The organism is Amycolatopsis sp. lyj-23 (assembly GCF_046549135.1).
Lineage (GTDB): Bacteria > Actinomycetota > Actinomycetes > Mycobacteriales > Pseudonocardiaceae > Amycolatopsis.
Map to the genome: position 1 here is coordinate 274,178 of NZ_JAJPWN010000001.1, position 26,182 is coordinate 300,359.

General features: G+C 72.7%; 27 protein-coding genes and 1 pseudogene. 14 read left to right on the forward strand and 14 right to left on the reverse strand.

Going from position 1 to position 26,182, the window contains the following annotated elements; all coding sequences use genetic code 11:
• Position 1: 1 nt before the first annotated feature.
• Genes ACLJPY_RS01240 through ACLJPY_RS01270 form a run of 7 tightly spaced genes read left to right on the forward strand, consistent with a single transcriptional unit; the run spans position 2 to position 6,168 of the window.
• Positions 2 to 253, forward strand: coding sequence for a phosphopantetheine-binding protein (locus tag ACLJPY_RS01240; RefSeq protein ID WP_410586091.1), 252 nt, complete (start codon positions 2 to 4; stop codon positions 251 to 253).
• Positions 250 to 1,398, forward strand: a complete 1,149-nt coding sequence (locus ACLJPY_RS01245) for an acyl-CoA dehydrogenase family protein (protein WP_410586092.1) — start codon at positions 250 to 252, stop codon at positions 1,396 to 1,398. Before ACLJPY_RS01240 ends, ACLJPY_RS01245 begins: the two co-directional genes overlap by 4 nt.
• Positions 1,391 to 2,485, forward strand: a complete 1,095-nt coding sequence (locus ACLJPY_RS01250) for an acyl-CoA dehydrogenase family protein (protein ID WP_410586093.1) — start codon at positions 1,391 to 1,393, stop codon at positions 2,483 to 2,485. Before ACLJPY_RS01245 ends, ACLJPY_RS01250 begins: the two co-directional genes overlap by 8 nt.
• Positions 2,482 to 3,180: a 4'-phosphopantetheinyl transferase family protein gene (locus tag ACLJPY_RS01255; protein ID WP_410586094.1), complete on the forward strand. Its 699-nt coding sequence runs from the start codon at positions 2,482 to 2,484 to the stop codon at positions 3,178 to 3,180. The genes ACLJPY_RS01250 and ACLJPY_RS01255 overlap by 4 nt, the downstream gene beginning before the upstream one ends.
• Positions 3,171 to 4,112: a hypothetical protein gene (locus ACLJPY_RS01260; protein WP_410586095.1), complete on the forward strand. Its 942-nt coding sequence runs from the start codon at positions 3,171 to 3,173 to the stop codon at positions 4,110 to 4,112. Before ACLJPY_RS01255 ends, ACLJPY_RS01260 begins: the two co-directional genes overlap by 10 nt.
• A gap of 5 nt (positions 4,113 to 4,117) precedes the next feature.
• A complete protein-coding gene (locus ACLJPY_RS01265) occupies positions 4,118 to 5,626 on the forward strand; it encodes an amino acid adenylation domain-containing protein (protein WP_410586435.1) in 1,509 nt (502 codons plus the stop codon).
• A complete protein-coding gene (locus ACLJPY_RS01270; protein WP_410586096.1) occupies positions 5,623 to 6,168 on the forward strand; it encodes a flavin reductase family protein in 546 nt (181 codons plus the stop codon). The genes ACLJPY_RS01265 and ACLJPY_RS01270 overlap by 4 nt, the downstream gene beginning before the upstream one ends.
• A gap of 513 nt (positions 6,169 to 6,681) precedes the next feature.
• On the opposite strand, the gene ACLJPY_RS01275 is transcribed toward ACLJPY_RS01270, so the two are convergent.
• The 3 genes from ACLJPY_RS01275 to ACLJPY_RS01285 all read right to left on the reverse strand — a co-directional run bounded on the left by ACLJPY_RS01275 (position 6,682) and on the right by ACLJPY_RS01285 (position 9,188).
• Positions 6,682 to 7,605, reverse strand: a complete 924-nt coding sequence (locus tag ACLJPY_RS01275) for a LysR family transcriptional regulator (protein WP_410586097.1) — start codon at positions 7,603 to 7,605, stop codon at positions 6,682 to 6,684.
• Positions 7,606 to 8,196: 591 nt separating this feature from the next.
• Positions 8,197 to 8,517 (reverse strand): AzlD domain-containing protein, encoded by a 321-nt coding sequence (locus ACLJPY_RS01280; protein ID WP_410586098.1) that lies wholly within the window; start codon positions 8,515 to 8,517, stop codon positions 8,197 to 8,199.
• The gene (locus ACLJPY_RS01285; protein ID WP_410586099.1) at positions 8,514 to 9,188 is read right to left on the reverse strand and encodes an AzlC family ABC transporter permease; all 675 of its coding nucleotides are present in this window, start codon (positions 9,186 to 9,188) and stop codon (positions 8,514 to 8,516) included. The genes ACLJPY_RS01280 and ACLJPY_RS01285 overlap by 4 nt, the downstream gene beginning before the upstream one ends.
• A gap of 157 nt (positions 9,189 to 9,345) precedes the next feature.
• On the opposite strand from ACLJPY_RS01285, the gene ACLJPY_RS01290 reads away from it, so the two are divergent.
• Positions 9,346 to 9,882 carry a CGNR zinc finger domain-containing protein gene (locus ACLJPY_RS01290; RefSeq protein WP_410586100.1) on the forward strand — a complete coding sequence of 179 codons (537 nt, stop codon included), beginning with the start codon at positions 9,346 to 9,348 and terminating at the stop codon, positions 9,880 to 9,882.
• A gap of 241 nt (positions 9,883 to 10,123) precedes the next feature.
• On the opposite strand, the gene ACLJPY_RS01295 is transcribed toward ACLJPY_RS01290, so the two are convergent.
• On the reverse strand, positions 10,124 to 11,644 hold the full coding sequence (locus ACLJPY_RS01295) for an FAD-dependent oxidoreductase (RefSeq protein ID WP_410586101.1): 1,521 nt from the start codon (positions 11,642 to 11,644) through the stop codon (positions 10,124 to 10,126).
• Positions 11,645 to 11,725: 81 nt separating this feature from the next.
• Between ACLJPY_RS01295 and ACLJPY_RS01300 the strand changes: the two genes are divergently transcribed.
• Positions 11,726 to 12,391 carry a TetR/AcrR family transcriptional regulator gene (locus ACLJPY_RS01300; RefSeq protein WP_410586102.1) on the forward strand — a complete coding sequence of 222 codons (666 nt, stop codon included), beginning with the start codon at positions 11,726 to 11,728 and terminating at the stop codon, positions 12,389 to 12,391.
• 55 nt (positions 12,392 to 12,446) lie between these two features.
• Positions 12,447 to 12,938 (forward strand): hypothetical protein, encoded by a 492-nt coding sequence (locus ACLJPY_RS01305; RefSeq protein ID WP_410586103.1) that lies wholly within the window; start codon positions 12,447 to 12,449, stop codon positions 12,936 to 12,938.
• Positions 12,939 to 12,972: 34 nt separating this feature from the next.
• Here ACLJPY_RS01305 and ACLJPY_RS01310 read toward each other — a convergent pair whose 3' ends face one another.
• Complete coding sequence (locus tag ACLJPY_RS01310) at positions 12,973 to 13,623, reverse strand: phosphatase PAP2 family protein (RefSeq protein ID WP_410586104.1); 651 nt, start codon at positions 13,621 to 13,623, stop codon at positions 12,973 to 12,975.
• A 57-nt stretch (positions 13,624 to 13,680) separates the two neighbouring features.
• Between ACLJPY_RS01310 and ACLJPY_RS01315 the strand changes: the two genes are divergently transcribed.
• The gene (locus ACLJPY_RS01315) at positions 13,681 to 13,962 is read left to right on the forward strand and encodes a hypothetical protein (RefSeq protein WP_410586105.1); all 282 of its coding nucleotides are present in this window, start codon (positions 13,681 to 13,683) and stop codon (positions 13,960 to 13,962) included.
• An 80-nt stretch (positions 13,963 to 14,042) separates the two neighbouring features.
• Positions 14,043 to 15,236 carry an AI-2E family transporter gene (locus tag ACLJPY_RS01320; protein WP_410586106.1) on the forward strand — a complete coding sequence of 398 codons (1,194 nt, stop codon included), beginning with the start codon at positions 14,043 to 14,045 and terminating at the stop codon, positions 15,234 to 15,236.
• Here ACLJPY_RS01320 and ACLJPY_RS01325 read toward each other — a convergent pair.
• Entirely contained in the window at positions 15,226 to 16,173 is a 948-nt protein-coding gene (locus ACLJPY_RS01325; protein WP_410586107.1) for a trypsin-like peptidase domain-containing protein, read from the reverse strand. The two genes, ACLJPY_RS01320 and ACLJPY_RS01325, sit on opposite strands and share 11 nt — an antisense overlap.
• Positions 16,174 to 16,398: 225 nt before the next feature.
• Between ACLJPY_RS01325 and ACLJPY_RS01330 the strand changes: the two genes are divergently transcribed.
• On the forward strand, positions 16,399 to 17,127 hold the full coding sequence (locus ACLJPY_RS01330; protein ID WP_410586108.1) for a class I SAM-dependent methyltransferase: 729 nt from the start codon (positions 16,399 to 16,401) through the stop codon (positions 17,125 to 17,127).
• Positions 17,128 to 17,148: 21 nt separating this feature from the next.
• On the opposite strand, the gene ACLJPY_RS01335 is transcribed toward ACLJPY_RS01330, so the two are convergent.
• The 8 genes and pseudogenes from ACLJPY_RS01335 to ACLJPY_RS01370 form a co-directional block, all read right to left on the reverse strand.
• Complete coding sequence (locus tag ACLJPY_RS01335) at positions 17,149 to 17,361, reverse strand: KUP/HAK/KT family potassium transporter (protein WP_410586436.1); 213 nt, start codon at positions 17,359 to 17,361, stop codon at positions 17,149 to 17,151.
• Positions 17,362 to 17,419: 58 nt separating this feature from the next.
• Positions 17,420 to 19,015 (reverse strand): annotated as a pseudogene (locus ACLJPY_RS01340) (potassium transporter Kup); the annotation flags it as partial.
• 113 nt (positions 19,016 to 19,128) lie between these two features.
• Complete coding sequence (locus tag ACLJPY_RS01345) at positions 19,129 to 20,685, reverse strand: Na+/H+ antiporter (RefSeq protein ID WP_410586109.1); 1,557 nt, start codon at positions 20,683 to 20,685, stop codon at positions 19,129 to 19,131.
• A 246-nt stretch (positions 20,686 to 20,931) separates the two neighbouring features.
• The gene (locus tag ACLJPY_RS01350; RefSeq protein ID WP_410586110.1) at positions 20,932 to 21,477 is read right to left on the reverse strand and encodes a hypothetical protein; all 546 of its coding nucleotides are present in this window, start codon (positions 21,475 to 21,477) and stop codon (positions 20,932 to 20,934) included.
• A 171-nt stretch (positions 21,478 to 21,648) separates the two neighbouring features.
• A complete protein-coding gene (locus ACLJPY_RS01355) occupies positions 21,649 to 22,299 on the reverse strand; it encodes a response regulator (protein WP_410586111.1) in 651 nt (216 codons plus the stop codon).
• Positions 22,284 to 23,366 carry a hypothetical protein gene (locus ACLJPY_RS01360; protein ID WP_410586112.1) on the reverse strand — a complete coding sequence of 361 codons (1,083 nt, stop codon included), beginning with the start codon at positions 23,364 to 23,366 and terminating at the stop codon, positions 22,284 to 22,286. Before ACLJPY_RS01360 ends, ACLJPY_RS01355 begins: the two co-directional genes overlap by 16 nt.
• On the reverse strand, positions 23,285 to 24,571 hold the full coding sequence (locus tag ACLJPY_RS01365) for a sensor histidine kinase (protein ID WP_410586113.1): 1,287 nt from the start codon (positions 24,569 to 24,571) through the stop codon (positions 23,285 to 23,287). Before ACLJPY_RS01365 ends, ACLJPY_RS01360 begins: the two co-directional genes overlap by 82 nt.
• Before the next feature lie 239 nt (positions 24,572 to 24,810).
• Positions 24,811 to 25,293: an SRPBCC family protein gene (locus ACLJPY_RS01370; RefSeq protein ID WP_410586114.1), complete on the reverse strand. Its 483-nt coding sequence runs from the start codon at positions 25,291 to 25,293 to the stop codon at positions 24,811 to 24,813.
• Between the two features lie 129 nt (positions 25,294 to 25,422).
• Here ACLJPY_RS01370 and ACLJPY_RS01375 point away from each other — a divergent pair, with 129 nt between their 5' ends.
• Entirely contained in the window at positions 25,423 to 26,118 is a 696-nt protein-coding gene (locus ACLJPY_RS01375; protein WP_410586115.1) for a TetR/AcrR family transcriptional regulator, read from the forward strand.
• The last annotated feature ends 64 nt before the right edge of the window (positions 26,119 to 26,182 follow it).

Below are 26,182 nucleotides of genomic sequence, written 5' to 3' on the forward strand. Positions count from 1 at the left end.
GATGGACCCCCGCATGACCGAACTGCTCACCCCGTTCCTCAAGTTCCTCAACGGCCGCGAGCTCGGCCCCGACGACTCGCTGCGCGAGCGCGGGCTCGACTCGATGCAGTCGATCAACGTGCTGTTCGAGATCGAGGACGTCTTCGGCATTTCGCTGCCGGACGAGGACATCACCGACGCCACCTTCGCCACCGGCGCGACCCTGTGGACCGCCGTGCGCACCCAGCTGGAGCGCCAGGGGGTGTCGTCGTGACCGCCACGCTCGCCGAACTCGCCGGGCGCGTCACCAAGGTCGCCGAGGAGCAGGTCCGCGAGGCCGACGCCACGGCCGCGTTCCCGGTGGCGGCGCTCGACGAACTGCGCGCCACCGGCCTGCTGGGCCTGCTGGTGCCCGCCGAGGACGGCGGCCTCGGCGGCTCGCTGGCCGACGTGCTCGAGATCAGCACCGAGCTGGGCCGGACCGACATGTCCCTGGCGATGATCTTCGCCATGCACTGCCAGCAGGTCGCCGCCGTGCTCGCGCACGCCGACGGCAGGCTGCGTGCGGAACTGCTGCCCGAGATCGCCGCGGGCCGGCTCTACCTCGGCTCGGTCACCACCGAGGCGGGCAAGGGCGGGCACCTGCTGACCGCGGAGTCCGCCGCGGCCTGGCGCGACGGCGAGCTGCTCGTCGACCGCTTCGCCCCGATCGTCACCGGGGGCAAGCACGCCGACGGGTTCCTGATCACGATGCGCTCCCCGGACGCCGAGGCGGACAACCAGGTGTCGCTGGTCTACGCCGCCCGCGACCAGGTGGAGATCGAGGAGGCGGGCGGGTGGGACCCGCTGGGCATGCGCGCCAGCGACAGCGGCGCCCTGCGGCTGCGCGGGCGGCTGCCCGCCCACCAGGTCGTCGGGCGCCACGGGGACTTCCACACCATCGTCACCACGGTGTTCGGGCCGCTGGCCCACCTCGGCTGGGCGTCCTGCTGGCTGGGCACCGCGGCCGGGGCGCTGTCCCGGGTGATCCGCGCGCTGCGCGGCAGCCGCGGCCGGACGGACCTGAGCTCGGAGCTGCTGCTCACCCGGCTGTCGCGGTCGCGCCAGCGGCTGGACACCGTGCACGCGCTGATCGGCCACGCCCGCGAGGTCGTCGAAACCACCGCGGACCTCAGTGCGCCCAAGGTGCAGCTGCTGATCAACGCCGTGAAGATCACCGCGGCCGAGGAGTGCTACCGCGCGGTCGACGAGCTCGTCGACGCCGTCGGGATGCGCCACGGCTACCTGCGGGATTCCCCGACGCGGCTGGAGCAGTCGCTGCGGGACCTGCGCTCGGCGGTGCTGAACTACAGCAACGACCGGCTGCACCTCGCCGACGGCCGGCTCACCCTGCTCGACCAGGAGGTGCGCTTTGCCTGAGGCAGCCGTCCTGGACGGCGACCTGCTGTCCACTGTGGACTCCGACGCCGGTGGTGCGCGGGTGTGGCAGCGGCTCGGTGCCGCCGGGGTGCTGCGGGAGCAGTACCGCCGGCGCACCGCGACCGGCCTGGTCGCCGACCCCGGGCGGCTCGGCGCCACCCTGCGCGCGGTCGATGCCCGCGGCGACAACGGCGTCACGTTGAGCGTGCTGGTGCAGTCGGCGAGCGCGCTGCCGATCCTGGCCACCGCGACCGGGCCGGAGTTCGACCGGGTCGCCGACGGCGAGTGCGAGGTCGCGCTGGCGGCCACCGACGCCGCGGCGGCCGGCTCCGACCTCACCGGGCTGGGCACCGAGGTCGAGATCGGCGAGGACGTCGTCCGGGTCGAAGGCGCGAAGCGCTGGGTGACCACGGCGACCCGCGCGGCGTACTTCCTGGTGCTGGCCCGGCACCGGCCCGGCCGCCACTTCACGGCGTTCACCTGGGTCCTGGTCCCGGCGGACACCCCCGGGGTCCGGGTCACGCCCGCGGCGACGACCCTGCTCCCGGGCGCCGGTATCGGCCACGTCGAGTTCTCCGGCGTGCGGCTGCCGCCGTCGGCGGTGCTGGGCCGGCCGGGCCGCGGGCTGGCGCTGTTCGCCCGGCACATGGGCACCGAACGGCTCGCGGGCGCCCAGTGGGCGACCGCGCTGACCAGCCGCGTCCTGGCGCAGACCCGGGCGGCGCTGACCCGGCGCGAGATCGACGGGCGCTCGCTGTGGGACCACGAATCCGTCCGCCAGGAGTTCGCGGCCTGCCTGGTCAGGGTGCGCGCCCTGCGCGCACTGTACGAGGCACTGGGCGAGCGGGTGGTGGAGGACCACGACCTGACCAGCGGGGCGGTGCTGAAGGCGGCGGTCGGCCTCACGGCCGACGACGTGCTGTCGCGCTGCGCGCGCTGGCGGGGCGCGGACGGCTTCGCCGACGACGGTCTCCAGCTGCTGCGCGCGGAAGCGGCGGTGTTCGGCATCGGCGGCGGGGTGACCGAGCTGATGCTCGGCGCGGTCGCGGACGACGCCGAGGCACTCCTGACGGAACTGCGCGCATGACCACCGAGGCGGCACTTCCCCGGGAGAGTGCCGGGTTCGCGGACGTGACCATCGACGGCACCGAGATCGCGCCCGGTGTCTGGGTCGCCTCCGCCCACCGCGCCGAGCTCGGCGATCCGCCCGCCCTCGGCCGGGACGCCGCCGACGCCCGGACCCGGCCGGGGTGGTGCCGCGGGGAGTTCCTCGCCGGGCGGCACCTCCTGCGGCGGCTGCTGCGGCGCGTCCGGCCCGAGCTGGCCGCGCTGCCGATCCGCACCGACCCCGCCGGGAAGCCGCGCCTCGGCCTCGACCCTGCGCTGCCCGGGATCACGATCTCCCACGACGGCGACCGGATCGCGGCGGCCGTCTGCGCGCACGGGGACGTCGGCGTCGACGTCCAGCTGCCCCCGGCCGACCTGGCCGACTCGACCCTGCGCCGGTGTCTCGGCCCGCACGCCCCAGCCGTCGCCACCCTGCCACGGGCCCGGCGGGCGAACGAGTTCGCCTGGGTGTGGACCGTGCAGGAGGCCTGCGTCAAGGCCGCCGGCACCGGGCTCGCCGGGCGGCCGTGGGCGATCGACGTCCCCCCGGGCGCGCTGTCCGGGCACTGGGGCGGCTTCACCTGGCTCAGCCTGCGCCACCTCTCCCCGGTGCCGCTCAGCTGCGCCTTCCACCCACCGGACCTTCCCCGACCACGGAGGCCAACGTGCACCTGATCGACGCTCCGGACGTAGTCCCGGAACTCAGTTGCTACACCACCAACCTGGTGGCCTACCTCGAACCCGACGACCCGGGTGTGAAGACCCGGCTGGCGCACGCCGTGCGGCTGGCCGTCCGGTCCGACGACTGCGGCCTCGTGTTCTCGCAGCACACCCGCGTCGACGACACCGGGCCGCCCGGACCGCTGGGCTACCGCGGCGCCGAGGACTGGCCGGCGGCCGCCGGCCACCTCGAGGCCGAACTCGCCCGCTCGGGCCGGGTGCTGGCCGTCGCCGACACCTTCCACCTGCCCTGGTCGCCCGCGTCCGAGACCGCGCACTCGCCGCACTGGCTGCTGCTGCTCGGCCGGCGCGACGACCGGTGGCTGGTGGCCGACCACTTCCACGCGCTGACCCCGCTCGGCGCGCAGGAACCCTTCCTCGGCTGGCTGGACGACACCACGCTGGAGCGCGCGCTGGCCCCGCACACGCCGTGGCCGGCGGAGATCGCCAACCGCGACCGCCACGCGCTCGGGGCCGCCGTCGAACCGGTGCACGCCGACCGGTTCCGCTGGCTGGCGCGCACCACCGGCGACGCTCCCGCCGCGCCCGATCCCGGCGGCTGGGCGTGCGTCCTGCCCGAGGTGCTCGAGCGCGTCAGCAAGGTGCTGGCCGAGGACGAGACCGCCGCCGCCCGCTACGGCGACGACCTGTGGGCGGCGAGCCGGCACTACACCTACCGGCTCGACGTGCTCGCCGCCAACGGCGAGATCGGCGCCGACGAAGCCGCCGCGGCCGCGGTCAGCTGGGGCGAGCTGCCCAAGGTCGTCCGGTTCGCCGCGGCGTCCGCCGCCCGGGGCAGGCCCCGGCGCGGACTGCTGGAGCGGACGTTCGAAGACCTGTTGCACACCAACGACAAGACCACCGCCGGCCGTGACCGGGAGGCATGAGAACGATGGAAACCCTGTACCAGTGGTTCGCGGCGTCGGCCGCCAAGCACGCCGACGCCCCCGCGCTCGAAGTCGGGACGCGGACCCTCACCTACACCGAACTGCAGGACCTCGCCGGGCACATCGCCGCCGAGGCCGCCGACGCCGCCGGGGCGGTGCCCGCCCGGATCGGCGTGCTGGCCGAGCGCAGTGTGCTCACCTACGCCGGCTACCTGGCCGCGCAACGGCTCGGCAGCACCGTCGTGCCGCTGAACCCGGCCTTCCCCGACGACCGCAACCGGATGATCGCCGAGGCGGCCGAGCTCGACCTGGTGCTCACCGAAGCACCCGCCGGCCTCGGCGTGCCGGAACTCGTCATGACCGAGGACGGCGCCCGGCGCCCGCCGCCGGCGGCGCAGCCCGGGGAGCTGGCCTACATCCTGTTCACCTCCGGCTCGACCGGGCGGCCCAAGGGCGTCCCGATCCGGCACCGCAACGTCTGCGCCTACCTCGGCCACGTCGTGCCGCGGTACGGCATGGCGCCGGGCAGCCGCGTCTCCCAGACCTTCGACCTGACCTTCGACCTGTCGGTGTTCGACATGTTCACGGCCTGGAGCGGTGGCGCGACGCTCGTGGTCCCCAGCCGCGAGGACCTGCTGGCACCGGTCCGGTTCGTCGCGGAGAAGGAACTCACCCACTGGTTCGCGGTGCCGTCGATGGTGTCCTACGCCCAGCGGCTGCGCAGCCTGCGGCCGGGCAGCATGCCGTCGCTGCGCTGGAGCCTGTTCTGCGGGGAACCGCTGACCACGCAGCAGGCGCGGGCGTGGCAGCGGGCGGCGCCCGGCGGTGTCATGGAGAACCTGTACGGCCCCACGGAACTGACCATCAGCTGCGCGCAGTTCCGGCTGCCGGCCGACCCGGCGGACTGGCCGGACACCGCCAACGGGACCGTGCCGATCGGGCAGCCGCACCCCAGCGTCAGCCACCTCGTGCTCAACGACCAGGGCCGCCCGGCCGTGGAAGGCGAACTCTGCGCGCGCGGACCGCAGCGGTTCCCCGGCTACCTCGACCCGGCCGCGAACGAAGGCCGGTTCTACCACTTCGGCCCGGGCGACGAGAGCGCGCGGCCGCACCGCGCGGGTGACGAGCTCGACGACTCCGCCTGGTACCGCACCGGGGACCGCGTCTGCTGGCAGGACGGCGCGCTCGTCCACTTGGGACGGTCGGACCAGCAGGTCAAGGTGCAGGGTTACCGCGTCGAGCTCGGCGAGATCGAAGCCGTGCTGCGCGAGCAGGACGGGGTGCGTGACGCGATCGTGCTCGCGCTGCCCGGCAGCGGCGGCACCACCGAACTGGAAGCCGTGTGCACGGGCCGGGGCCTCGAGAGCGACCCGCTGCTCACCGCCGTCGCGGACCGGCTGCCCGGGTACATGGTGCCCCGGCGGCTCAGCGTGCTGGACACGCTGCCGCTGAACGTCAACGGCAAGATCGACCGCTCGGCACTCACCGCGGACGCGATCGGGCAGCGCGGATGACCACCACCGCCCCGGAAGGGAAGATCATGACAACCACGAACGTGACCGCACCGCCGACGGCGGTGGACGGGCTCGTGTCCTGTGACGGCTTCCGCCAAGCCATCGCGAAGCTGCCGACCGGGGTCACCGTCCTCACCACGATCGACGGCGACGACCCCGTCGGGTGCACGGCCAACGCCGTCATGTCGCTGTCGGCGGACACGCCGAGCGTCCTGGTGTCGCTGGCCACCCGCAGCCGCACGCTGGCGGCGATCCTCGACACCGGCCGGTTCGCCGTCAACACGCTGTCCTGGGCGCAGCGCGAGCTGACCCGCAAGTTCGCCGTCGGCAGCCCGGCCGAGCGCTTCGCCGGCGTGCCGTGGCGGCCCGAGCGCCGCATCCCGGTGCTGTCCGCCTCGGGAGTGGCACTGGTCTGCGAGGTGGGCGACACCGCAACCCTGCTGGACCACACGGTCGTCGTCGGCCGGGTCGTGTGGCTGCACGACACGAACGAGGCTCCGACGGTGCTCTACGGACGGGAGCAGTACCCGCTCGGAGCTTGAGGAACACCGGCGCCCGGCCCCTCGACCCGTTCCGCGGGTGGAGGGGCCGGGCGCCTTCGCGCTCACCGGTAGCCGCGACGCAACGCGGCCCGGGCGGATGCACCGGCCCGGGCCACGCACGTTCTGCCGACTCGCGGGAACTGCGTCCCGGCAAACATCAGGTCATCCGCGAACCGACCCTCTGGGCACGCAAGCCGACCCTCTGGGCACGCAAGCCGACCCTCTGGGCACGCAAGCCGACCCTCTGGGAACGCAAGCCGACCCTCCAGCAACGCGAGCCGACCCTTCAGAAACGCGAATCGACCCTTCACGAGCGCGAGACGCCCCGCCAGGGAAGTGAACCGACCCTCCAGGGACGCAAACCGACCCTCTGGGGACGCGAGCCGACCCTTCAGGAACGCGAATCGACCCTCTCGCTACGGCGACCACGCTGACTCGGGCGCCACAACCGTGGGCGCAGGTAGGCCGGGCACCTGAGAGCCACTCTGGCGGCCGGACCGGCCGGAACAGCCCTCAGAGGGCGGTCCGGCGGGCCCGATGCGGCCCCGCGTCGGCGACCTGCTCGGCGGTGGCGCGGGCCGCCGCGTCGAGCAGGACCGAAAAGCGCGGGTCGGTGCGCATCTCGCGGTGCCAGGCGAGCTGGGTGAAGACCTGGAACGGCGCCGTCCACGGCACCTCGACCAGCCGGCCCTCGGCCAGCTCCGTCGCGACGCTGAGCCGGGGCAGCAGGGCGATGCCCAGACCCGCGGTCAGCGCGCGCTTCACCGCGTCGATCGACCCGAACGACAGCGCGCGGATCCGGGTGTCGGTCGCGTTTTCCAGCGTCTGCTCGAACAGGCGCTGGTACCCGCTGCCGCGGTGGGCGCACAGCAACGGCTGTTTCGCCAGCCGCGGCGTCGGCACGGGCTCGGGGCCGAGCGGGCCGTCCTGGCCGGTCACCACCACGAGCGGCTCCGGGCACAGCAACGTCGATTCCGCTTTCGGCGACGATTCGCAGACGTCGATGAAGAACGCGCAGTCGACGTCGGAATCCCCGATCCGGCTCCACGGATCTTCCTCCAGCGGCCGGATTTCCAGCGCGAGGTCCGGGTGCCGCCGGTACAGGTACTCGATGATCGGCACGAGCCGGTAGGACGTCAGCCCGCTGTCGGCGCCGACGGTCAGCGCGTCACCGGGCGTGGTCCCGGCGAGCACGGTTTCCTCCGCCAGCCGGCTCAGTTTCACGATCTTGTGCGCGTACCGGCGGAACCGGTGGCCGGCGTGGGTCAGCCGGATCAGCGCGCCGGTGCGGTTGAAGAGGTCGCAGTCGAGGTCGCGTTCCAGTTTCTTGATCCGGGCGGTGACCGTCGGCTGGGCGACGCTCAGGTCGTTCGCGGCCTTGGTGAAGCTCGACTGCTCGGCCACGCTCAGGAAAGTGGTGAGAGACGCGGTGTCCACGGCGCGGATCACCGCCGGGCCAGGCGAGTGGCGCGGGGGCGGGCCCCCGCACCGGGGCGGGTGTTCCCTTCCCCGCGCGGGCGGCACTTCCGGGGGACGGCCGCCGCACGCCAACCGTGGTTCCGCTGCGGGACGGCGGCTCTCCGAACGACCGCGGTTCCGTGGTGCGGCTCCGATTCGTTCCCGGGCACGTGGCCTCCCAGCGGCCGGCTGCTCGCGGCCGGCACGGCACCTTTCACGACGACGTCCCCCAATCTGCACCCGCGGCTCGTTCCCGACCGCGGGTGGATCTGTATTACTGGCTTTCCGACCGGGTTCAATCAGGGAGCACGCCGACCGGTTTTTCCCCCGCCAGGGTGATCCCACTGGCGAATTACCACCCACCCGCGGCAGGCAAACTACGCCCATCGGGCGGGTGGTAAACGTTTTCCTCTTCACCGGCCGTGGCCGGTACGACAAGGCGGGTCACTCCAAAAGAGCATCGCCGCCGTTGCCGCCCGATTCAGCTTCTCCGCCGGAGGAGCTTCATTTCCGCATCAGCGCGGTTTCACCCCGCGATTTTCGTTCGACGGCAGGCCCGCCGCGGCGAAATCAGCCGAAAACCAGCCGAAGCAGCGCGGTCACGACCGCGGCGCCGACCATTGCGGTGAGGATCGACCGCTTGCCGGCGAGCAGGACGATCCCGACGCCGACACCCGCCAGCGCGGTGGCCGTGCGCACCGAAACCACGTCACCCGAAGACGGCCACAGCAGGGTGACGACCAGCCCGGCGATGAGGGCCGGCGTGGCGCAGGTGAGCGCGTTGCGCAGCCAGGTGGGCAGCTCCCGGCCGCCCGCGGCGAGCGGCACCACGACCCGCAGGATGAGCGCGGTGACGCCGAGGGCCAGCACGATCGTCCACTGGTACGTCATCGCCGTGCCCCCAGGATCGCCCCGGTGACGCCGCCGGCGGCCCCGGCCACCAGCACCGGGATCCCCGGAGGCGCCCAGAAGACCAGCGCGGCCGCGGTGACGACACCCAGCACCGCCAGGCCCCAGGCGCGCGCGTCCTTCAGGTGCGAACGCAGCAGGCCGAGGAAGAACACCGGGTAGGCGGCGTCGAGCCCCAGCCGTCCGGGGTCGCCGATGGCGTCGCCGAGGACGGCACCCAGCGCGGTTCCCGCGGTCCAGCCGCACAGGCACAGGGCGCCCGCCAGCCGCAGGGTCCGCAGGTCGTACCGCCCGTCGCCGCGGTGGGCGACCGCCCACGAGCCGTCGGTGATCAGCATCGCCGTTCCCGCCCGCGACCAGGGCGACCCGGTCAGCGCGGGGGCGATCGTGGTGCCCATCAGCAGGTAGCGGGCGTTGAGCGCGGCCGCCGCGCCCACCACGGCCCAGACCGACCCGTGCTGCGCGATGACGGCGACCGCGCCGTACTGGGCGCTGCCGGAGAAGACCAGCAGCGACATGGCCACGGGGGCCAGCACACCCATCCCGACCGAGGCCGCGAGCGCACCGAACGCCATGCCGTCCGCCAGATCGGCGGCGGCCACCGGCAGCACGGGACGCAGCGTCCGGGCCGGCTCAGCGGTGGTTTCGGTCACGATGTTCACCTCCTTGGCGTCAACGTTACCAACAGACGGCTGTGTTGGTAACCCACCTCGGCGGCAGTACCCGCGATTTCTTTTTCCAAACCGGTAAACCCACCTCGTTCCCGCGCTCGGGTAACCAGCAAGCGGTGTCACTGGTAACCTGACCGGCATGACTCCACGTCCGGCCGCACCACCCCCGCTCAGCGTGGTCCAGAGCTTGGTGAACACCAGCGAGCTCCTGGAGAACCGCGACGACCTGACCACCCCGGCGGGCCTGCTGGCGTGGGCGGCGGCCGAGGAACTGCCGTGCCCGGCCCGGCCGACACCGGCGGACCTGACCCGCGTACGCCGGTTCCGCGAGGCCCTGCGCCGGCTGCTGGCCGGCACGGAGGACGCGGCGAGCACGCTCAACGCCGAACTGGCCCGCACCGGCACCCGCCCCCTGCTCCAGCCGGACGGCTCGGTGCAGTTCACCGGCGACAACGCGACCGCACTGGACACGGCGATCACCCGCGTGCTCGCGGCGGTGGTGACGGCCGGCCTCGACGGATCACTGCGCCGCCTGAAGGCCTGCGCGGCCGAGGACTGCCGGTGGGCGTTCTACGACCGCTCCCCCAACGTGGTGAGCCGCTGGTGCGAGACGTCCGTTTGCGGCGCCCGCCACAAGATGCGGGCCTACCGAGCCCGCCAAGCCGCCACGACGTGATCCCACCCCTCCGGGAACCGCTCGATCAGGACCTGCCGATCAGTGGCTGGGCATGTCCTTCCTGCCCTTTCGTGCGGGCCGTTGGCCAGGAGCATGACCAAGTGGACTGAAACGACCTCCCGGATCTGACCGGCCGCACCGCGGTGATCACCGGCGCCGGCCGTGAGCTCGGCTTCAGCCGGTCCGGGGATCGCTCACCGCACGAAGTCGACGGGGCGCAGCGGTTTCCGAGTGAGAGGCATCAGCCGAACGCGGCGAGATAGTCCGTGACGGCCCGGAAATTGCCAGCGTCGGAGATCAGCCCGATGTAGCCGTCGGGACGGATCAAGACGAGCGTTCTGCCGGACGGACCGTAGGCGGCCGCGAGGTGGCCGGCGGGGTCCGCGATCTCCCCTTCGGCGGCCGGCTGCGCGACGACGTGGAGCACCCGGGCTGCGGTTCGGGGAAGCGTCGTCGTGGAGCCGAAGTCGAGCAGGGTGAACTGGCCCCGGCCGATCAGGTCGAACAGGCGGTGGACTCCGTCGACGGTGGCCAGGCCGGTCGCGTCCGGGGCGCGGTCTCCGGCGCGGAGGGTTGCCCGCTCGTCGCGGTCGTCGCGGGCCAGGGCGGATCCGCGGTATCCGACGTCGAGCTGGATCGTGCTCGCGTCGCGGTCGATCGGGACCGCGTTGGTTTCGATGGTCCTGGCCAGGCGCGTGTTCGAGAGCGCGAGGACGTGCGCGGCGACCGGGCGGCGCTCGGCCTCGTAGGAGTCGAGCAGCGCCAGTGGGGCACCGTCGTTCACGACGGCGGCGAATTTCCAGGCGAGGTTGTGGGCGTCCTGGATTCCGGTGTTCATGCCCTGCCCGCCGGCCGGCGAGTGGATGTGCGCCGCGTCGCCGGCCAGGAACGCGTTCCCGGTGCGGTAGTGCTCGGCCAGGCGGATGTTGGCGCGCCACACCGAAGTCCACTCGGGTTCGCGGAGGCGGATGTCGGTCCGGCCCGTTCTGTCCTCCAGGGTCGCCTGGAGGTCCGCGAGGCCGAGCCGGGCCTTCGCGCCGGGCGCGAGGGTGGCGGCGTACTGGAACAGCCCGGTCGAGGGAAGCGGGCAGAGGCTCAGGATGCCGGCCGGGTGACGCCAGGTTTCCCACGCGTCCCGGCCGAGGCCGGAAACCGGAAGATCCGCCAGGACCATCCGGACGTCCTCGCGGGTCTCGCCGTCGAACGCGACGCCGGTCTGCTTGCGGACGACGCTGTGTCCTCCGTCGGCACCGACGAGCCACCGCGCGGCGACGGTCGTGGCCGTGCCGTCCGTGACGACCTCGGCCGTGACGCCGTCGCCCGTTTGCGTGAAGCCGACCAGCGTGGTGCCGAACTCGACAAAGCCACCGAGCTCCTCGAGCCGGAGCCGGAGCGCCTCCTCGACCCGCCACTGCGGCGTGATCAGGCTCGCCGCGTACGGGATGTCCGGCCGGTTCGCCAGCGACTCCGGGATCGCACCGCCGCGCGTCACCCGGCCGTCGGGGGCCGTCGAGTTCATCGGCATGGCCTGCCGGCCGTTCGCCAGCACGCGCCCGGCGATGCCGAGGTCCTCGAAGATCTCCAGGGTGCGCGGCTGCACGCCCTTGCCGCGCGAGCCCGGACGCGGCCCGGGCTCCGCGTCGATCAGCCGGAACGGAACGCCGCTGCGTGCGAGCTCGACAGCCAGCGTGAGGCCGGTCGGACCGGCACCGACGACCAACACGGTGGTGGCACCCGCTCCGGCATTGCGTGGCTCGCTCATCACATCTCCCGCAAGAAAGGAATCTCTTTCTTAGACTGTAGCGGGAGTTGCGAGAAAGGCAAACCTTTCTAAGATGACGGGGTGGCCGCACCAGAGCTCGATCCCGCCCCGCCGACCCGGCGGCGTGGCGCGGCGCTCGAAGCCGCCATCCTCGACGCCGGGTGGGACGAGCTGGCCGAGATCGGCTACGCGCGCCTGACCATGGGATCCATCGCCAAGCGCGCCCGCACCAGCGAGCCGGTCCTCTACCGCCGCTGGGCGAACAAGGACGAACTCGTGCTCGCCGTCCTCGACCGGTACCGGAAGACGCACCCGGTGGCCGTGCCCGACACCGGCAACCTGCGCGACGACCTGATCCACTACTTGACCGCACTCGGCGACTCCCTCGCCGGGTTCTTCGCCATCGCGGCGGCCACGGCGTTCTCGGGGCTGCTCGCCGCCACCGGCCTGTCGCCCGCGGACATCCGCGCGCAGGCCATGGGAGACCAGCTGCTCCCGCAGACGCGAACCATCTACCGGCAGGCCGCAGCCCGCGGCGAGCTCGACCCGGAACGCATTCCGCCTGCCGTGCTCGCCTTGCCGTTCGACCTCGTGCGCCACGACCTGCTCATGGACCTCCAACCCCCCGGCGCCGAACGCGTCCGCTCGATCGTCGACGACGTGTTCCTGCCCCTCGTGCGGGCCCACTGCACGAGCCAAGGCCCGGTACCGTCCACCGAACCGGGGCCGGAAGTCGCTGAGCCATGACGACATCGTCAGTTACAAGCAGGTCATCAGTCAGACGTTTCTGGGGAAGACCGCGGTGCCGATCCTGGAGATCACCCAGGCGGCGGTCGAGGACGCCCTCGACGTCCACGGCGCCCTGCTGGACGAGCTGACCACCGGCCTGGACGACCCGGCGCAGGTCTTCGCGCAGAGCTTCCGGCTGACCGGGCGCCTGCACCGGATGCACCCCGGACTCAGCAAGGTGCTCCTACACCACGGTTTCGAACTCGCCTCCGCGGAGAGCGGCCTGGCTCCCCGCGTCCGCCGCGACATCGAGGCCGCCGTACGAGCGGGCCGCTTCACCGTGGCCGACACCGAACTCGCCATGGTCACGGTCGCAGGGACCGCGCTCGGCCTCGGCCACCTGCTGCACCGGCAGCCCGAGCGCGACGACGCCGCCACGACCGACCAGATGACCGAGGACCTGCTGCGCATGCTCGGCCTCACCGCCGCCGAAGCCCAGGAAATCTGCGGCCGGCCGCTGCCCGACCTCGGCGCCACCGCGATCGGGCCGGAGACCGCCGCCTGAACACGGCGCCCGCCGGTCGGCGAACAGCAGCGGATCACCGGGCGGGCAGAACCCGATCAGCAGACCGGTCCCCGCGAACAGCACCAGGAACTCGTTCCACCGTTCCGACCAGCCGGGACATCCGACCGGCGCGCCCCCGGACGACGAGCGCGGTCAGCGGCCGCCGCAGCAGGAGACCGCAGCAGGCCACCGCCGCCCCGAGGAGCACTCCGGCGAGGACGTCGTGCGGGTAGTGCGCACCCAGGTAAACCCGCGAAAACGCAACGAGCACGGCCAAGGCGAGCGCGAGCAGGCCGACGCGCCAGGCGACCAGCAGCAGCCCGACCGCCGCCGAGACGGCGAACACGACGTGGTTGCTCGGGAACGAGTAGTCCGTGGCGAAGTCGCACGGCGCGACGGTCGGCACCCGGGGATAACGCAGACACGGACGCGGCTCCCGGACCAGGACTTTCACCAGGTTGCTCAGCCCGTAGGCCAGCAGGACCCCCAGCGGCACCCACAGGACCGCGGCCATGACCTCGGCCGGCTCGCCGCGCGCTCGCCACCAGACGACCGCCACGAGAACCGCGAGCAGCACCAAGCCGGCATCGGTGTAGACCTCGAAGAAACCGTGCAACCACGGCGTCGACCGGGCGAACCCGGCCACGTCGAGGTACCAGCCACCGTCGATGACGCCCCCGTCCATCCGAACGCCCCCTTCCTGCCAACCGGCGTTCACCCTCCACTTCTACACGAGTGTAGATTGTCGGAGGCGGCGGGGCCGGAGACGACCAGCCGCACCTCGCGGTCGTCGGGCGCGACGCGGCCGTGTCCGGTGATCTTCTTCGTGCCGCCGGTGTACACGACACCGGGTCGAATGATCCCGATCGCGCAGATCGACGAGCTGGTCGGCCAAGTGCGCACGGCCGGGCTGCTGGAGATCACCGACGACGACGTCGACCTCCTGTCCATTGTGGACAAGGCTGCGGCGCACGGGCTGAGCGGCATGCGCGAGCCGGATCTACGCCACCGCGACCCGTCGTAGGTCTCGCTGTGAGAACGCTGAGAGAAACCATGCGCTTACACCTCCACTTCGGGGTACCCCGGGCACGGCGAAGGAGGGCGATGGCCATCGAGGAAGCAACGGCGCCGGCGCGCCGTCAGAAGCGTTCGAACCACCGTGCCGAGGCGGTCGACGCCCTGCCGTGGTCCCTGCGGGTCGCGGCCGAAGCCGGCTGGCGGCTGCTCGTCGTGGTCGCGGCGGTGGGGTTCCTCGGCTGGTTGTGCGGCTACCTGGCGGCCGTCACGGTGCCGGTCGGCGTGGCCCTGCTGCTCGCCGCGTTGTTCGCTCCGCTGGTCGACCGGTTGGTCCGCTGGCACGTGCCCCGCGTCCTGGCGACGGTCATCGCCGTCGTCGTGGGCTTGCTGGTCGTCGCCGGGGTGCTCACGCTCGTGATCACCACCGTCATCGGTGCCTTGCCGCAGTTGCAGAGCCAGGTCGGCGCCGGTGTCTCGAGCCTCGACGCCTGGCTGCAGCACGGACCGCTGCACCTGTCCCAGGACCGGATCAAGCACCTGCTCGACCAGACCGTGCAGGCCGTTCAAGGTGACACTTCGCAGCTGGCCGGCCGGGCGCTGACCACGGCCGCCGCCGTCGGAAGCGTGCTGACCGAAGCGCTGCTGACGTTGTTCACGCTGATCTTCTTCCTCTACAGCGGCGCGCGGATCTGGTCCTTCTCGCTGCGGATCGTTCCGGGGAACGTCCGCGACCGCACCGACGTCGCCTGCCGGCGCGGGTTCGCGTCCTTGGTCAGCTACGTGCGCGCCACGGTCGCCGTGGCGTGCGTGGACGCGGTCTGCATCGGGATCGGCATCTGGCTGGTCGGCGTCCCCCTCGCGGTGCCGCTGGCCGCGCTCATCTTCATCGGCGCGTTCATCCCCATCATCGGAGCCGTCGCGACCGGCGCGGTCGCGGTGCTCGTCGCGCTGGTCACCAACGGCTTCGTCGGCGCGATCATCGTCCTGGCCGTCGTCATCGGCGTGATGCAGCTGGAAAGCCACGTGCTGCAACCGCTGCTGCTGGGCCGGGCCGTCCGCCTGCACCCGCTCGCCGTCGTGCTGGGCATCGCCGTCGGGCTGGAGGTCGCGGGCATCGCCGGTGCCCTGCTGGCCGTACCGATCCTCGCCGTCCTCAAGTCGGCCGTCGGCTCCCTGCTGCACGACCCCGACCGGCTCAGCCCGGACGCGGTCGACGCGCTGCAACCCGCGCAGGCCCGTCCCGAACCCGGCCCGGCCAGCGAGCGCGCACCTAGCCCGTGATGGCGGCTCGGTAAAGGGTTTCGACGTCGGAGTCGAAGGAGCTGCTGTAGGAGACGTCATCGTCGCCGCCGGACTCGAAACCGCCGATGACTCCGATGACCGTGCCGAGATCCGTCGCCGGGTCGGCGTCGAGGACCCACGGGCTGCCGCTGGTTCCCTGCGGGAATCCGGGGCAGGAGATCTGCAGCTGGTTCGCGGAGTACCGGGTCGCGGTGTCCTGGCAGGTCACCGGCAGGTCGGTCGAGTCGGGATAGCCGGTGAGCGTGACCGGGTCGGGGTCGCCGCGGTCGATGCCCAGCCGGTTGGCTCCCGTCAGGCTCTGGAGCGTCGCCGGGTTGCCGTCTTGGCGAACCGTGAGGAAGGCGAAGTCGAGATCGGGGTCGGAAGCGGATTCCCAGCCGGGAGCGACGAAGACCTGCGAGACGGTCCACGCCCCGAACGGCGCGATGCCGTCGTGGTAGCCGGGTTCGAACGTCACGTCCGAGTAGGCGCCGCCCCCGGCGCCCTCGTGGACGCAGTGTGCGGCCGTCAACACGAGGTTCCCGTGCGGACTGTCCACCACACTGGCCGAACAGTAGTGCTCGCCGCCGGAGAACAAGGCGCCGACGGCGAGCCGGGTGGCGGGATCCGCCACCTGCGCACGGGCGCTCCCGGGTCTCGCCGGTCCGGTCGGGACAGCGGAACTCCCGAGCATGGTGGTGGACGGCGACGGCTGCGACGGGGTGGTGGCCGGCGACGACGTCACGACCGCCGTGGCCGGTCGGTCCAGCGCCGGTGCCGAAGCCGCGGGGCTCGGCCGGACGGTTTCCGGGACCGGCGGCGCTGATGGCGCCGGCGCTGCCGCGCCGTCCCTGCCGACGCCGGCCACGGAAGCTGTCGCGGTGAACGCCACTGCCGCGCCCAGCACGAGCACAGCCACCAGCCGAACCAGCGTCATCCGCCACCCTTTCCCGCCACCTGGCGGACAGCGTACTGAACGGTCCCTCGAGCTGATCCTGAGAGAACGCTGAGTGGGCACCGAATTCTCGAACGCCGGATTTCGCGACACACAACGGCGAATGGTCTACGCTCGCCACCCGGCGACGAGAGGATCATTCCCGCAATGCACGCATCGTGGCGGCACCGACTGCTGCAACCGATTCGGACCCGGCTGAAGGACACGGTGACGGAGGCCGTCACGCCGCTGCTGGCACGGCAGGAACAGCAGCTCGCCGAACTCCGGGCGGAGAACCGGCGGATCTACGACCGGCTCATCGAGTTCGAAATCCGCACGCGGCGCGACGTCGTCTACGCGGCCGACCGGCAAGCCGCCCTCGAATCGGCCGGGTTCGTCCGCGCCCACATGCCCGAGGCACCGCGGTTCGACGATCCACACCGGACACTCGAACACGCGCTTTCCCTGGCCCCCACCGGCGGCATGGCGCTCGAATTCGGCGTCTACACCGGCACGACGTTGAAGATCATCGCCGCGGCACGGACCGCCGGCGGCGTCTTCGGCTTCGACTCGTTCCAGGGCCTGCCCGAAGACTGGCGCATCGACTTCCCGGCGGGCAGCTTCGGCGTCGACAGGCTCCCCGACGTGGCCGGAGCCGAGCTGATCGTCGGCTGGTTCGCCGACACCCTGCCCGGCTTCCTCGCCGCCCATCCCGAACCGGTCGACTTCGTGCACGTCGACGCGGACCTCTACAGTTCCGCCAAGACCGTGCTGGACCTCGTCGGCCCGCGCCTGCAACCGGGTTCCGTGCTCGTGTTCGACGAGTTCTTCAACTTCCCGGGCTGGCAGGACCACGAATACCGGGCGTTGCGGGAATGCGTCGAGCGCACCGGCCTGTCCGTGAGTTACGAGGGGTACTCCTACGCCAACGAGCAGGTCATCGTCCGGATCACCTGAGCGAAAGTCGCTCCCCCGGGCTCACACTTCGATGTGGGAGCCCATGATGACCGTGCGGTCGCGGGGCAGGGCGAAGTACTCCGCCGCGTCCGCGGTGATGTAGGAGGTGGCGATGAACAACCGTTTCCGCCACCCCGCCATCGTCGGTTCCGGGCCGCGCTGCAGCTCGATCTTGGACAGGAAGTACGACGCCTCGTCCAGCTGCAGCCGGCCTTCGGTCCGGGCCGGGTCGATGGCCCAGGTCGGCGACGGTCACCCGGTCCTCGACCGGCACCCGCGGGACCGGTTCGGTCTCCAGCGACAGGATGACGACCTGTTCGTGCCGCACGTGGTTGTGCTCGGCGTTGGCGCGCAGGGCCAAGGGCGCGGTTTGCCCGCCCCGGTTCAGGAAGACCGCCGTCCCCGGGACCCGCTGCACCGGGCTTTCCCGCAGCCGCTCGATGAACTCCGGCAGCGAGCCTTCGCGGCGTTCGCGCTCGGCGGTGACGATCCGGCGGCCGCGCTGCCACGTCGTCATGATCGTGAACGCCGTCAGGCCGATCAGCAGCGGCAGCCACGCCCCGTGCACCAGCTTGGTCAGGTTGGCCGCGACGAACAGCAGGTCCACCACCAGCAGCGCGCTCGCGCCGAGGCCGACCAGCCAGGCGGGCGTCCCCCACCGCGACCGGGCGATGTAGAAGAACAGCAGCGTCGTGATCGTGATCGTGCCGGTCACCGCCATGCCGAACGCGAACGCCAGCGCCGCCGAGCTGCGGAACGCGAACACGAGCGTGAGCACCGAAACCATGAGCAGCCAGTTGATCCACGGGACGTAGATCTGGCCCCGCTCGGTTTCCGACGTGTGCGCGATCCGCAGCCGCGGCAGGTACCCGAGCTGGGCGGCCTGCGCGGCGACCGAGTAGGCGCCGGTGATCACCGCCTGGGACGCGATCACCGTCGCCGCCGTGGCCAGCACCACCAGCGGCAGCCGGCCCCACGACGGCACCAGCAGGAAGAACGGGCTGCCGACGTTGGCCGGGTCCTCGAGGATCAGCGCGCCCTGGCCGAGGTAGCTGAGCACGCAGGCGGGCAGGACCAGCAGCAGCCAGCCGCGGGTGATCGCGCGCCGGCCGAAGTGGCCCATGTCGGCGTACAGGGCTTCGGCGCCGGTCACCGACAGCACGACCGCGGCCAACGCGAAGAACGCGATGTCGAAGTGCCCGGCCATGAACCCGATGGCGTAGGTCGGCGAGAGTGCCTCGAGGATGTCCGGGTGCCCCGCGATGCCGGCCACGCCGAAGCCGCCGATCGTCACGAACCAGGCGATCATGACCGGCCCGAACACCCGGCCGACCGCGGCGGTGCCCCGGCGCTGCACCAGGAACAGCCCGACGATGATCGCGGCGGTGATCGGGACGATCCAGTCGCCGAGGCCGTCCGAGACGACCTTGAGGCCCTCGACCGCGGACAGCACGGAGATCGCCGGGGTGATCATGCTGTCGCCGAAGAACAGTGCGGCGCCGAAGATGCCGAGCCCGGCCAGCACGACGGCTGCGCGCTTGCCGCGTTGCGCACCCCACCGGCGCAGCAGCGTGATCAGGGCCATGATGCCGCCCTCGCCGTCGTTGTCGGCGCGCATGGCCAGCAGCACGTAGGTGACGGTCACGATGATCATCACCGACCAGAAGATCAGCGACACCACGCCGAACACGTTCCCGCGGCTCACGGGCACCGGGTGCGGGTCGGCGGGGTCGAACACCGTCTGCAGGGTGTAGATCGGGCTCGTCCCGATGTCCCCGAAGACGACACCGAGCGCGCCGATCACCAGCCCCAGCCGCACCACGTCACGCGCGGGCGACGGCGCAATGTCCGCCTGGCTCACGTACTCCCCCTCCGCCTCGGCAGTCACGAGCGGACCCTACCGGTCCACTGTGGCCGGACGCCGGACATCGCGGCCGCTTCCAGGCGGGCTTCACGCGTATTTACGAAACCTTAGCGCCGACGGGTTCGCGGTGAGCCCGCTCAGTCCTCCAGCCCCGCGTGTTCCAGGTCCAGCAGCCGCTGGATGCGCCGCCGGGTGCCGTCGGTGATTCCGCCCGCCTCGAACAGCCGCGTCAGCTCCGCCGTTTCCACGTCGATCAGCTCCCGCCGCAGGGCTCGGTAGTCGATCGCGTGCACCCAGTCCGCCGCCTCCTCGCCGGTGTCGCCGCGGATGTGGTCCAGCCGCGCCTGCCAGGCCGCCCGCAGCTGGTCGACCACGAACGCCGGCGCGGACTCGGTTTCGGCCAGGTGCGCCAGGTGGGACAGGCCGGCTTCGGCGAGCTTCCGGCGTGCGGTGCCGTATTCGGTGCGCAGGTCGGCGGGGTCGAGCGCGATCCCCGCCCGGCGGACCAGCGGCGCCAGCGTGAAGCCCTGGACCACGAGCGTCAGCACGATCACCGCCGTCGTCAGCAGCAGGACGAGGTCCCGCGATGGGAGCCCGGAACCGTCCAAAGTGGCCACCGGGAGCGACAGCGCCGCCGCCAGCGGCACCACACCCCGCGCGCCCGCCCACGACACGACCGCGGGTACCTGCCAGGAGATCCGGCCGTCGACCCGCCGCTGCCGCAGCGCCGAAAGCAGGAACACGAGCAGCAGCCGCGCCAAGACGAGCGTCGCCGCGATGGCCAGCGCCTGCAGCAGCCACCACGCGCCGCCGCCTGCTACCCGCCGGACCAGCACCGGCAGCTGCAGGCCGATCAGGCCGAACACGACGCTCTCCAGCAGGAACACCACGGTCTGGTAGACCGCGCCGACCTGCAGCCGGATCCGCGCGGTCGTCAGCCGCTCCGCCTGGGTCCCGAGGATCACGCTCGCGACCACGACCGCCGTCACCCCCGATCCGCCGACCGACTCCGCAACGACATACCCCGCATACGGCGTGACCAGCGAAATCACCGTCTCCAGCACCGGGTCTTCGGTGCGCCGCCGGATCACGAACGCCCCCAGCGCGGTCAGCACCCCGACCGCCACCCCGCCGCCCGCGAGCACGCCGAACTCCGCGAGCGTCCGGCCCCAGGACGCGGCTCCCCCGGCGACGGCCAGGAACAGCGCCACCCGGAACAGCAGCAGGCTGGTCGCGTCGTTGAACAGGCTTTCGGCCTGTATCAGCGCCTGCACCCGCGGCGGCAGCGCCAGCCGCCGCGCCAGCGCCGTCACCGCGACCGGGTCCGTGCTCGCCAGCACCGCACCGAGCACGAACGCCATCCCGACCGGCAACGGCGTCACCGCGACGGCGATCCCGACGACCGCCGCGGCCGACAGCAGCACCAGCCCGACCGACAGCACTGCGACCGGACGTCCGACGGCCCGCAGGTCCCGCCACGGCAGCTCCTCCCCCGCCGCGAACAGCAGCGGCGGGAGCACGACGAGGCTGATCACCTCCGGCGTCACCTGCACGGCCGGGACGCCGGGCAGCAGCCCCACCACCACCCCGACGACGACCAGCAGCGACGGCGCCGGCACCCGCCACCGCCGGGCGAACGTGGCCACCACGGTCGCCACGACCACGAGGAACAGAACGGTTTCCACGCCGCGCATCAGCCGGTCCTTCCGATCCGAGATCCGGATGCCGACCAGACTTCCCGGCGCGCCGGGATCAGCCTACGCGACGCGCCCGCACGACCGGGCCCGCCGAAGGCGGACCCGCCCGTGGCCGAGCACCGCGACCCGCTCGGCAAGGTACCGAGTCTTCAGGAACACGGGGGCACCCGCGACGGATGATCCGCCACTGCGGGCCGGCCGCGCGGGTCGTGACCGAGGCGGTCGCCGAAGGACCCGTTCCGGCTAGCGCGTCCAGACGACCGGGGACTTGTAGTACCCGTCGCCCTTGTCGTAGGTCGCGGCCTCGACCGAGTTGCCTTCGCGCGCACCCTGCAGCGTGCACGTTTCGAACGTGGCACCCGCCGTCGTGAAGTCCTTGCCCGCCGAGCCCGACTCGCAGCGGTCGGTGCTGCCGGTGATGATGACGCCGGTGGAGCGGCCGCCGGGGCCCAGGGCGTGCAGGCTCAGCGACGCGTAGGCCAGGTCGGCGCCGTCGATGTTCTCGACCTTCGCGCGCAGGTAGTACGGCGTGATGCCCTTCGCCTTGTCGCCGTACTTCGCCAGGTCCGCGTTGTCGCCCTTCTCGATGGCCGTCACGGTGATCGCGATGGTGCCCGACTTGGCCGTGCCGAACTTGAACGGGACCACCGCGCGCTGGCCGAGCTTGAGTCCGGTGCCGGGCTCGGTGACCGCACCCGCCGGGGTGGCCGCGCCCGTCGAGGGTGCCGGGGCGGCCGAGCTCGGCTCCGACGCGGCGGGAGCCGGGGCGGTGGTGCGGACGTGCTTCATGGATCTCCTCGGACAGCCCGCCGGACGGGTTCCGGCGGGGCGGAGCCCGAGCGCCGCGGCCGCCCCCAGGACAGTCGCGGCGACCCGAACGGGGCGCCCTCGCGGCTCCGTCAGCGGGACGCTAACCCGCGGCCGCCGCCGGTGGTGTGGGTCGTTCGCACCACAGGACGATCACAGGTCGTCGACGCCGATCAGGCCGTCCTGGATGGCCCGGGCGACGAGCGCGGCCTTGGTCGGCGCTTCGCGGCCGATGCGGGCGTACTTGACGCGGATCCGCTCCAGGTGCGAATTCACCGTGCTCGTCGAGATGCCGAGCCGGTGCGCGACGAACTCCTTCGACTCCGACTGGAACCACTCGACGAGCACCTCGGCCTCCCGCGCCGACAGCGCGGGCCGCGTCTCCGAGCGGTCGCCGGCGAGCGCGCCGGCCAGCGACGGCGGCGTGTACGGCCGGTCGTGCGCCGCGGCCCGGGCCGCCTCCACCAGGTGACCGGCGCCCTCGGCCTTCGTCAGGTAGCTCAGCGCGCCCAGCTCGAGGCACTGCAGCGCGACCGCGTCGTCGGCGCGCATCGAGTAGACGACGACCCGGCGCCCGGCTTCGGCCAGCCGCCGCAGGTCGCCGAACGCCGGCGCGGGGCCGCCCAGGTGCAGGTCGAAGAGCACGACGTCGGCGTCCGCGCCCGGGCCCAGCCAGGCGGCCTTGACGTCCTCGCCCTCGGCGACGACGTCGATCGGCGGGTCGCCCGCCGCCAGCCAGTACGCCACGCCGGCGCGCACCGCCGGGTGGTCGTCGACGACGACGGCCGTCACTCGGGTCGCCATCGCGCCTCCAGCCAGGTCTGCCCGTCCCGGGAGTGGGACGTCACGGGGACCGCCGCGGATCCGGTCACGGCCGCGGAACCGTCCGCGACCACGGCCACGCGGACCAGCTCGGGTGTGCGGAGCACGCTGACCCGCGCCCGCGTGCGGGCGGCGGCCAGCGCGGTGAGCACCGGCCCGGTGAGCTCGCGGCGGGCTGCGGCGGGGACGTCGACGACGTCGCCGCTGACGGCCAGCGCCACCGCGACCCCGCGCCGCTCGCCGACGTCGAGGCAGGCGGCGACTTCGTGCACCAGCGGGTCGGGGACGTCGTCGTTCTCGGCGAACAACCGCCGCAACTGCGCGGCGGCGAGCGCGCACCGGGCGCGCGTGTCGGCGGTGCGCGGGTCGACGGTGCCGTCGGCGAGGCCGGCCAGCAGCGGCAGGGTGGCGCCGAGCTGCTCGGCGAAGCCGGCCTGCCGGTCCCTCCCGGCCTGCGCGGCGACGGCGGCGCGCGTGGCGAGCCGATCGCGCTCGGCGGCGGCCGCGGCGGCTTCGCCCGCCCGCCTGCCGAGCAGCCGGACCAACCCGGCGACGGCGAGCTGGAAGGTGGTCACGCCGAACAGCACGATCGCGGCGTCGCCGAGCTCGGTGCGGGCGACCGGGCCGGCGAGCAGGAACTGGGCGACGCTGGCCGTGACGTGCGCGGCCAGCGCGGTCAGCAGCACCGGCATCCGGTCGGCGAGCAGGACGAGCAGGTGCCAGCCGACCAGCCCGAAGGACCAGTGCGCCTCGCGGAAGAACGAGTCCGGCGGCAGCGCGGCGGTCACGAGCGAGGAGGCGGCGAGCACGACCAGCGTGCCGCCGAAGGCGACGGGCGCGGGCAGCGGCTTCCGGCGCAGCAGCCACCAGGCGCACCCGAGCGTGACGGCCGTCAGCACGCCATAGCCGAGGGCGGCCGCGAACGGCGGCCGGTAACCGGCCTGGTGGCGCAGCAGCGGCGCGAGGCTCAGGGCGGGCTGGATGACCGCGGTGACGCCGAGCAGCACGATCCGGGTGGTCGCGGCGATCCGGGCCGGTGGTTCAGGCACACGACCACCTCAGCATCACAGTCGTACCCGCCCCAGGACGCGAGGTGAACTCCGCGGTGCCGCCGAGCAGCACAATCCGCGTGGCCGCGACGATCCGCACCGGTCGTCCAGGCACACGACCACCTCAACGTCACCGTCGTACCCGCCCCAGGACGCGAGGTGATCTCCGCGGTGCCGCCGGCGATGCGCATCCGCTCGACGACCGAGCCGCGGACGCCCCGGCGGGCCGGCGGGACCGCCGCCGGGTCGAAGCCGGCGCCGTTGTCGGCGATCGTCACGGTGACGCCGCCGGGAGCCGGGTCCAGGTGCACCGCGACCGAGCGGGCGCCGGAGTGGCGTTCGGCGTTGCGCAGCGCTTCTTCGGCCGCGCGGAGGAGGGCGAGCGCCGCCGACGCCGGGACGAGCGGCACCGGCGTCCAGCGGGCCTCGACCGGCAGGGCGCGACCGGCGAGCACCATGCGCAGTCCGGCTTCGAGGTCGAGCGGCGTGTCCTCGGCGCCGGGATCGTGCCCGCCGGTCAGGACGGCCAGGTCGTGGGCCGCGTAGCCGGCCACCGCGGCGGGGTCGGCGACCGCGCCGGAGGCCACGGCGAGGAAGGTCGCGGACGCCGTGTCGTGCAGCAGCGCCAGGTACTCCCGCTCCCGGCGGCGCCGGTCGCGGTCGAGGGCCGCGGCTTGCACGGCGGCGGCCTTTTCGGCGCGCGCCGCGTCGGTCCGCGCGGTCGACCGCAGGAGTACGACGAAGGCGAGCCGCGCCAGCACGCTTTCCACGACCACCCGCGGGACGACGGGCAGCCACGCCCCGGAACCCGCGAAGAACCCGGTGGCCAGCAGCACGACGAGCGCGGGAACAGTCACCCGCGGCGGGTGCTCCCACTGCCAGGTGATGGCGGTGAGGGTGAGGACGTTTACCGCCCACAGGCTCGCTTCGCCGGGCACGGAGCCGAGCCACGGCTGCGCGGCGCCGACGGCTCCAGCGCGCAGGACGGAGAGGGCGAAGGAGGCCCGAGGCCCACCGGCGACGTCGACGACGCCCGCGACGAGGGTCAGCGCGAGCAGCCCGAAGGCGAGCGGAAGCGCCGTCCCGGGTGTGGCGACCACGCCGAAGATTCCGACGACGGCGGTGGCGACGGCCCGCGCGGGCCCGGCGAAGTGCGCCACGGAGGCCCGCAGCTGCCGCTCCACCGGCCCGGCCCCGCTGGTCATCGCCCTCCTCCCCCGGCGTTTCCCCGCGGAAACCGGTCGAACCGTTTCTACCAGCCCCGCCGGGACGAATCGGCGGGCGCGCCCGTCGAAGCGCTTCCGAGCTCATCGCACTGGGCGTCGGCTCCAGGTCCGCTCGACCCAGAGCGCTACGGCGATCATGGCCACCGCGACGGCCGGCCCGCGCGCCCGGCTGAGTCCCCCTTCACCGCCCAAAGTCCCGCCGTCCGAGCCGGGCGCCGTCATCCCCGCGGGCGCAGCGTGCTTCCGGGCCGGAGCCGGCCGTGCTGGTCGAGGTCGTTCAGGACCGCCGGCAGCCCTTCGTCGAGCATCTTGCGGCGCACGCGGCCGAGCAGCTTCGCCATGAACAGCCCTTCCACCCCGCGGAAACCGGTGTGCTCCCAGGTCAGCCGCGTGCCGCCGTCCGGAAGCGCTTCGAGGATGTTCGTCACCACCGTCGGTTCGTCGGTTTCCTTGTTGCGCCAGTCGTAGCGCAGCAGCCGGTGCTCCTCGACCTCGAGGACCTCGCACCGGACGATGCCGTCCCAGCCCGGGAACGGCTTGCCGATGTACTTGAACCTGGTGCCCACCTCCGTCCGGAACCCCTCCGGCCGCCCGCCTTGGCCGGTCGACGTCCACAAGGGAACCAACGCCGGGTCGGTCAGCGCGGCCCAGACGACGTTCGGCGCCTGGGCGTAGTCACGCACGACTCGCATCTCACTCATCTTCACTCCTCGACGATCTCTACAGTGACAGAAATTCTACAGTAACACGACCTTAGCCGGAGCGAGCCGCCGGACGCTGTAAATATTCGGTCACTAGAAAATTCTCGGGCGCCGTCCTACACTCACGGCATGAGCCTGAAGACGGTGGACTGGACCGGGCAGTCCGAGTCGAGCAAGTCCGAAGGGTTGCGCGAGCGCAAGAAGCGGCAGCTGCGGCAGAAGCTGACCGACACCGCGACGGCCATGTTCCTCGAGCGGGGTTTCGACGCCGTCCGCGTGGCCGAGATCGCCGAGGCGTGCGAGGTGTCCGAGAAGACCGTCTTCAACCACTTCCCGACCAAGGAGTCGTTGATCCTGGACCACCCGGCCGCGCTGGTGGACGTGCTGCGCGCCGGGCTCGCCGATCCCGCCGTCGACCCGGTCGACGCGGTCCTGCGCATCCTGGCAGACGAGCTGAAGGCCATCACGTCCTGGCTGGCCGGCCACGACGACCCGGCCGAAGCCAGTGCCCAGCACGCCCGGTTCACCGCGATGATCCAGGACACTCCCTCGCTCCGGGCGCACCAGCGGGAGTCGAGCGAGCACCTGGCGTCCGAGGCGGCTGCAGCGCTGGCCGCGCGGGCGCAGCTGCCCGCCGAGGACCCCGAACCGCAGATCGCCGCGGTCGCCCTGCTCGGGCTGTGGCAGATCCAGTTCCGCAGCCTGCGCCGGCACCTGGACGGGAAGCGCAGCCCCCAGCAGATCAAGCGAGCGGTCACCGCAGACGTCCAGCGAGCGGCCCGGCTGATCGCCGGCGGACTGGCGGCGTTTCCCCGGAGCCGGTGAGCCACCGGCCCTACCTCCGCAAAAGCGGCACTGTCCGACGGACAGGCGGTTAACCTGGTGCGGG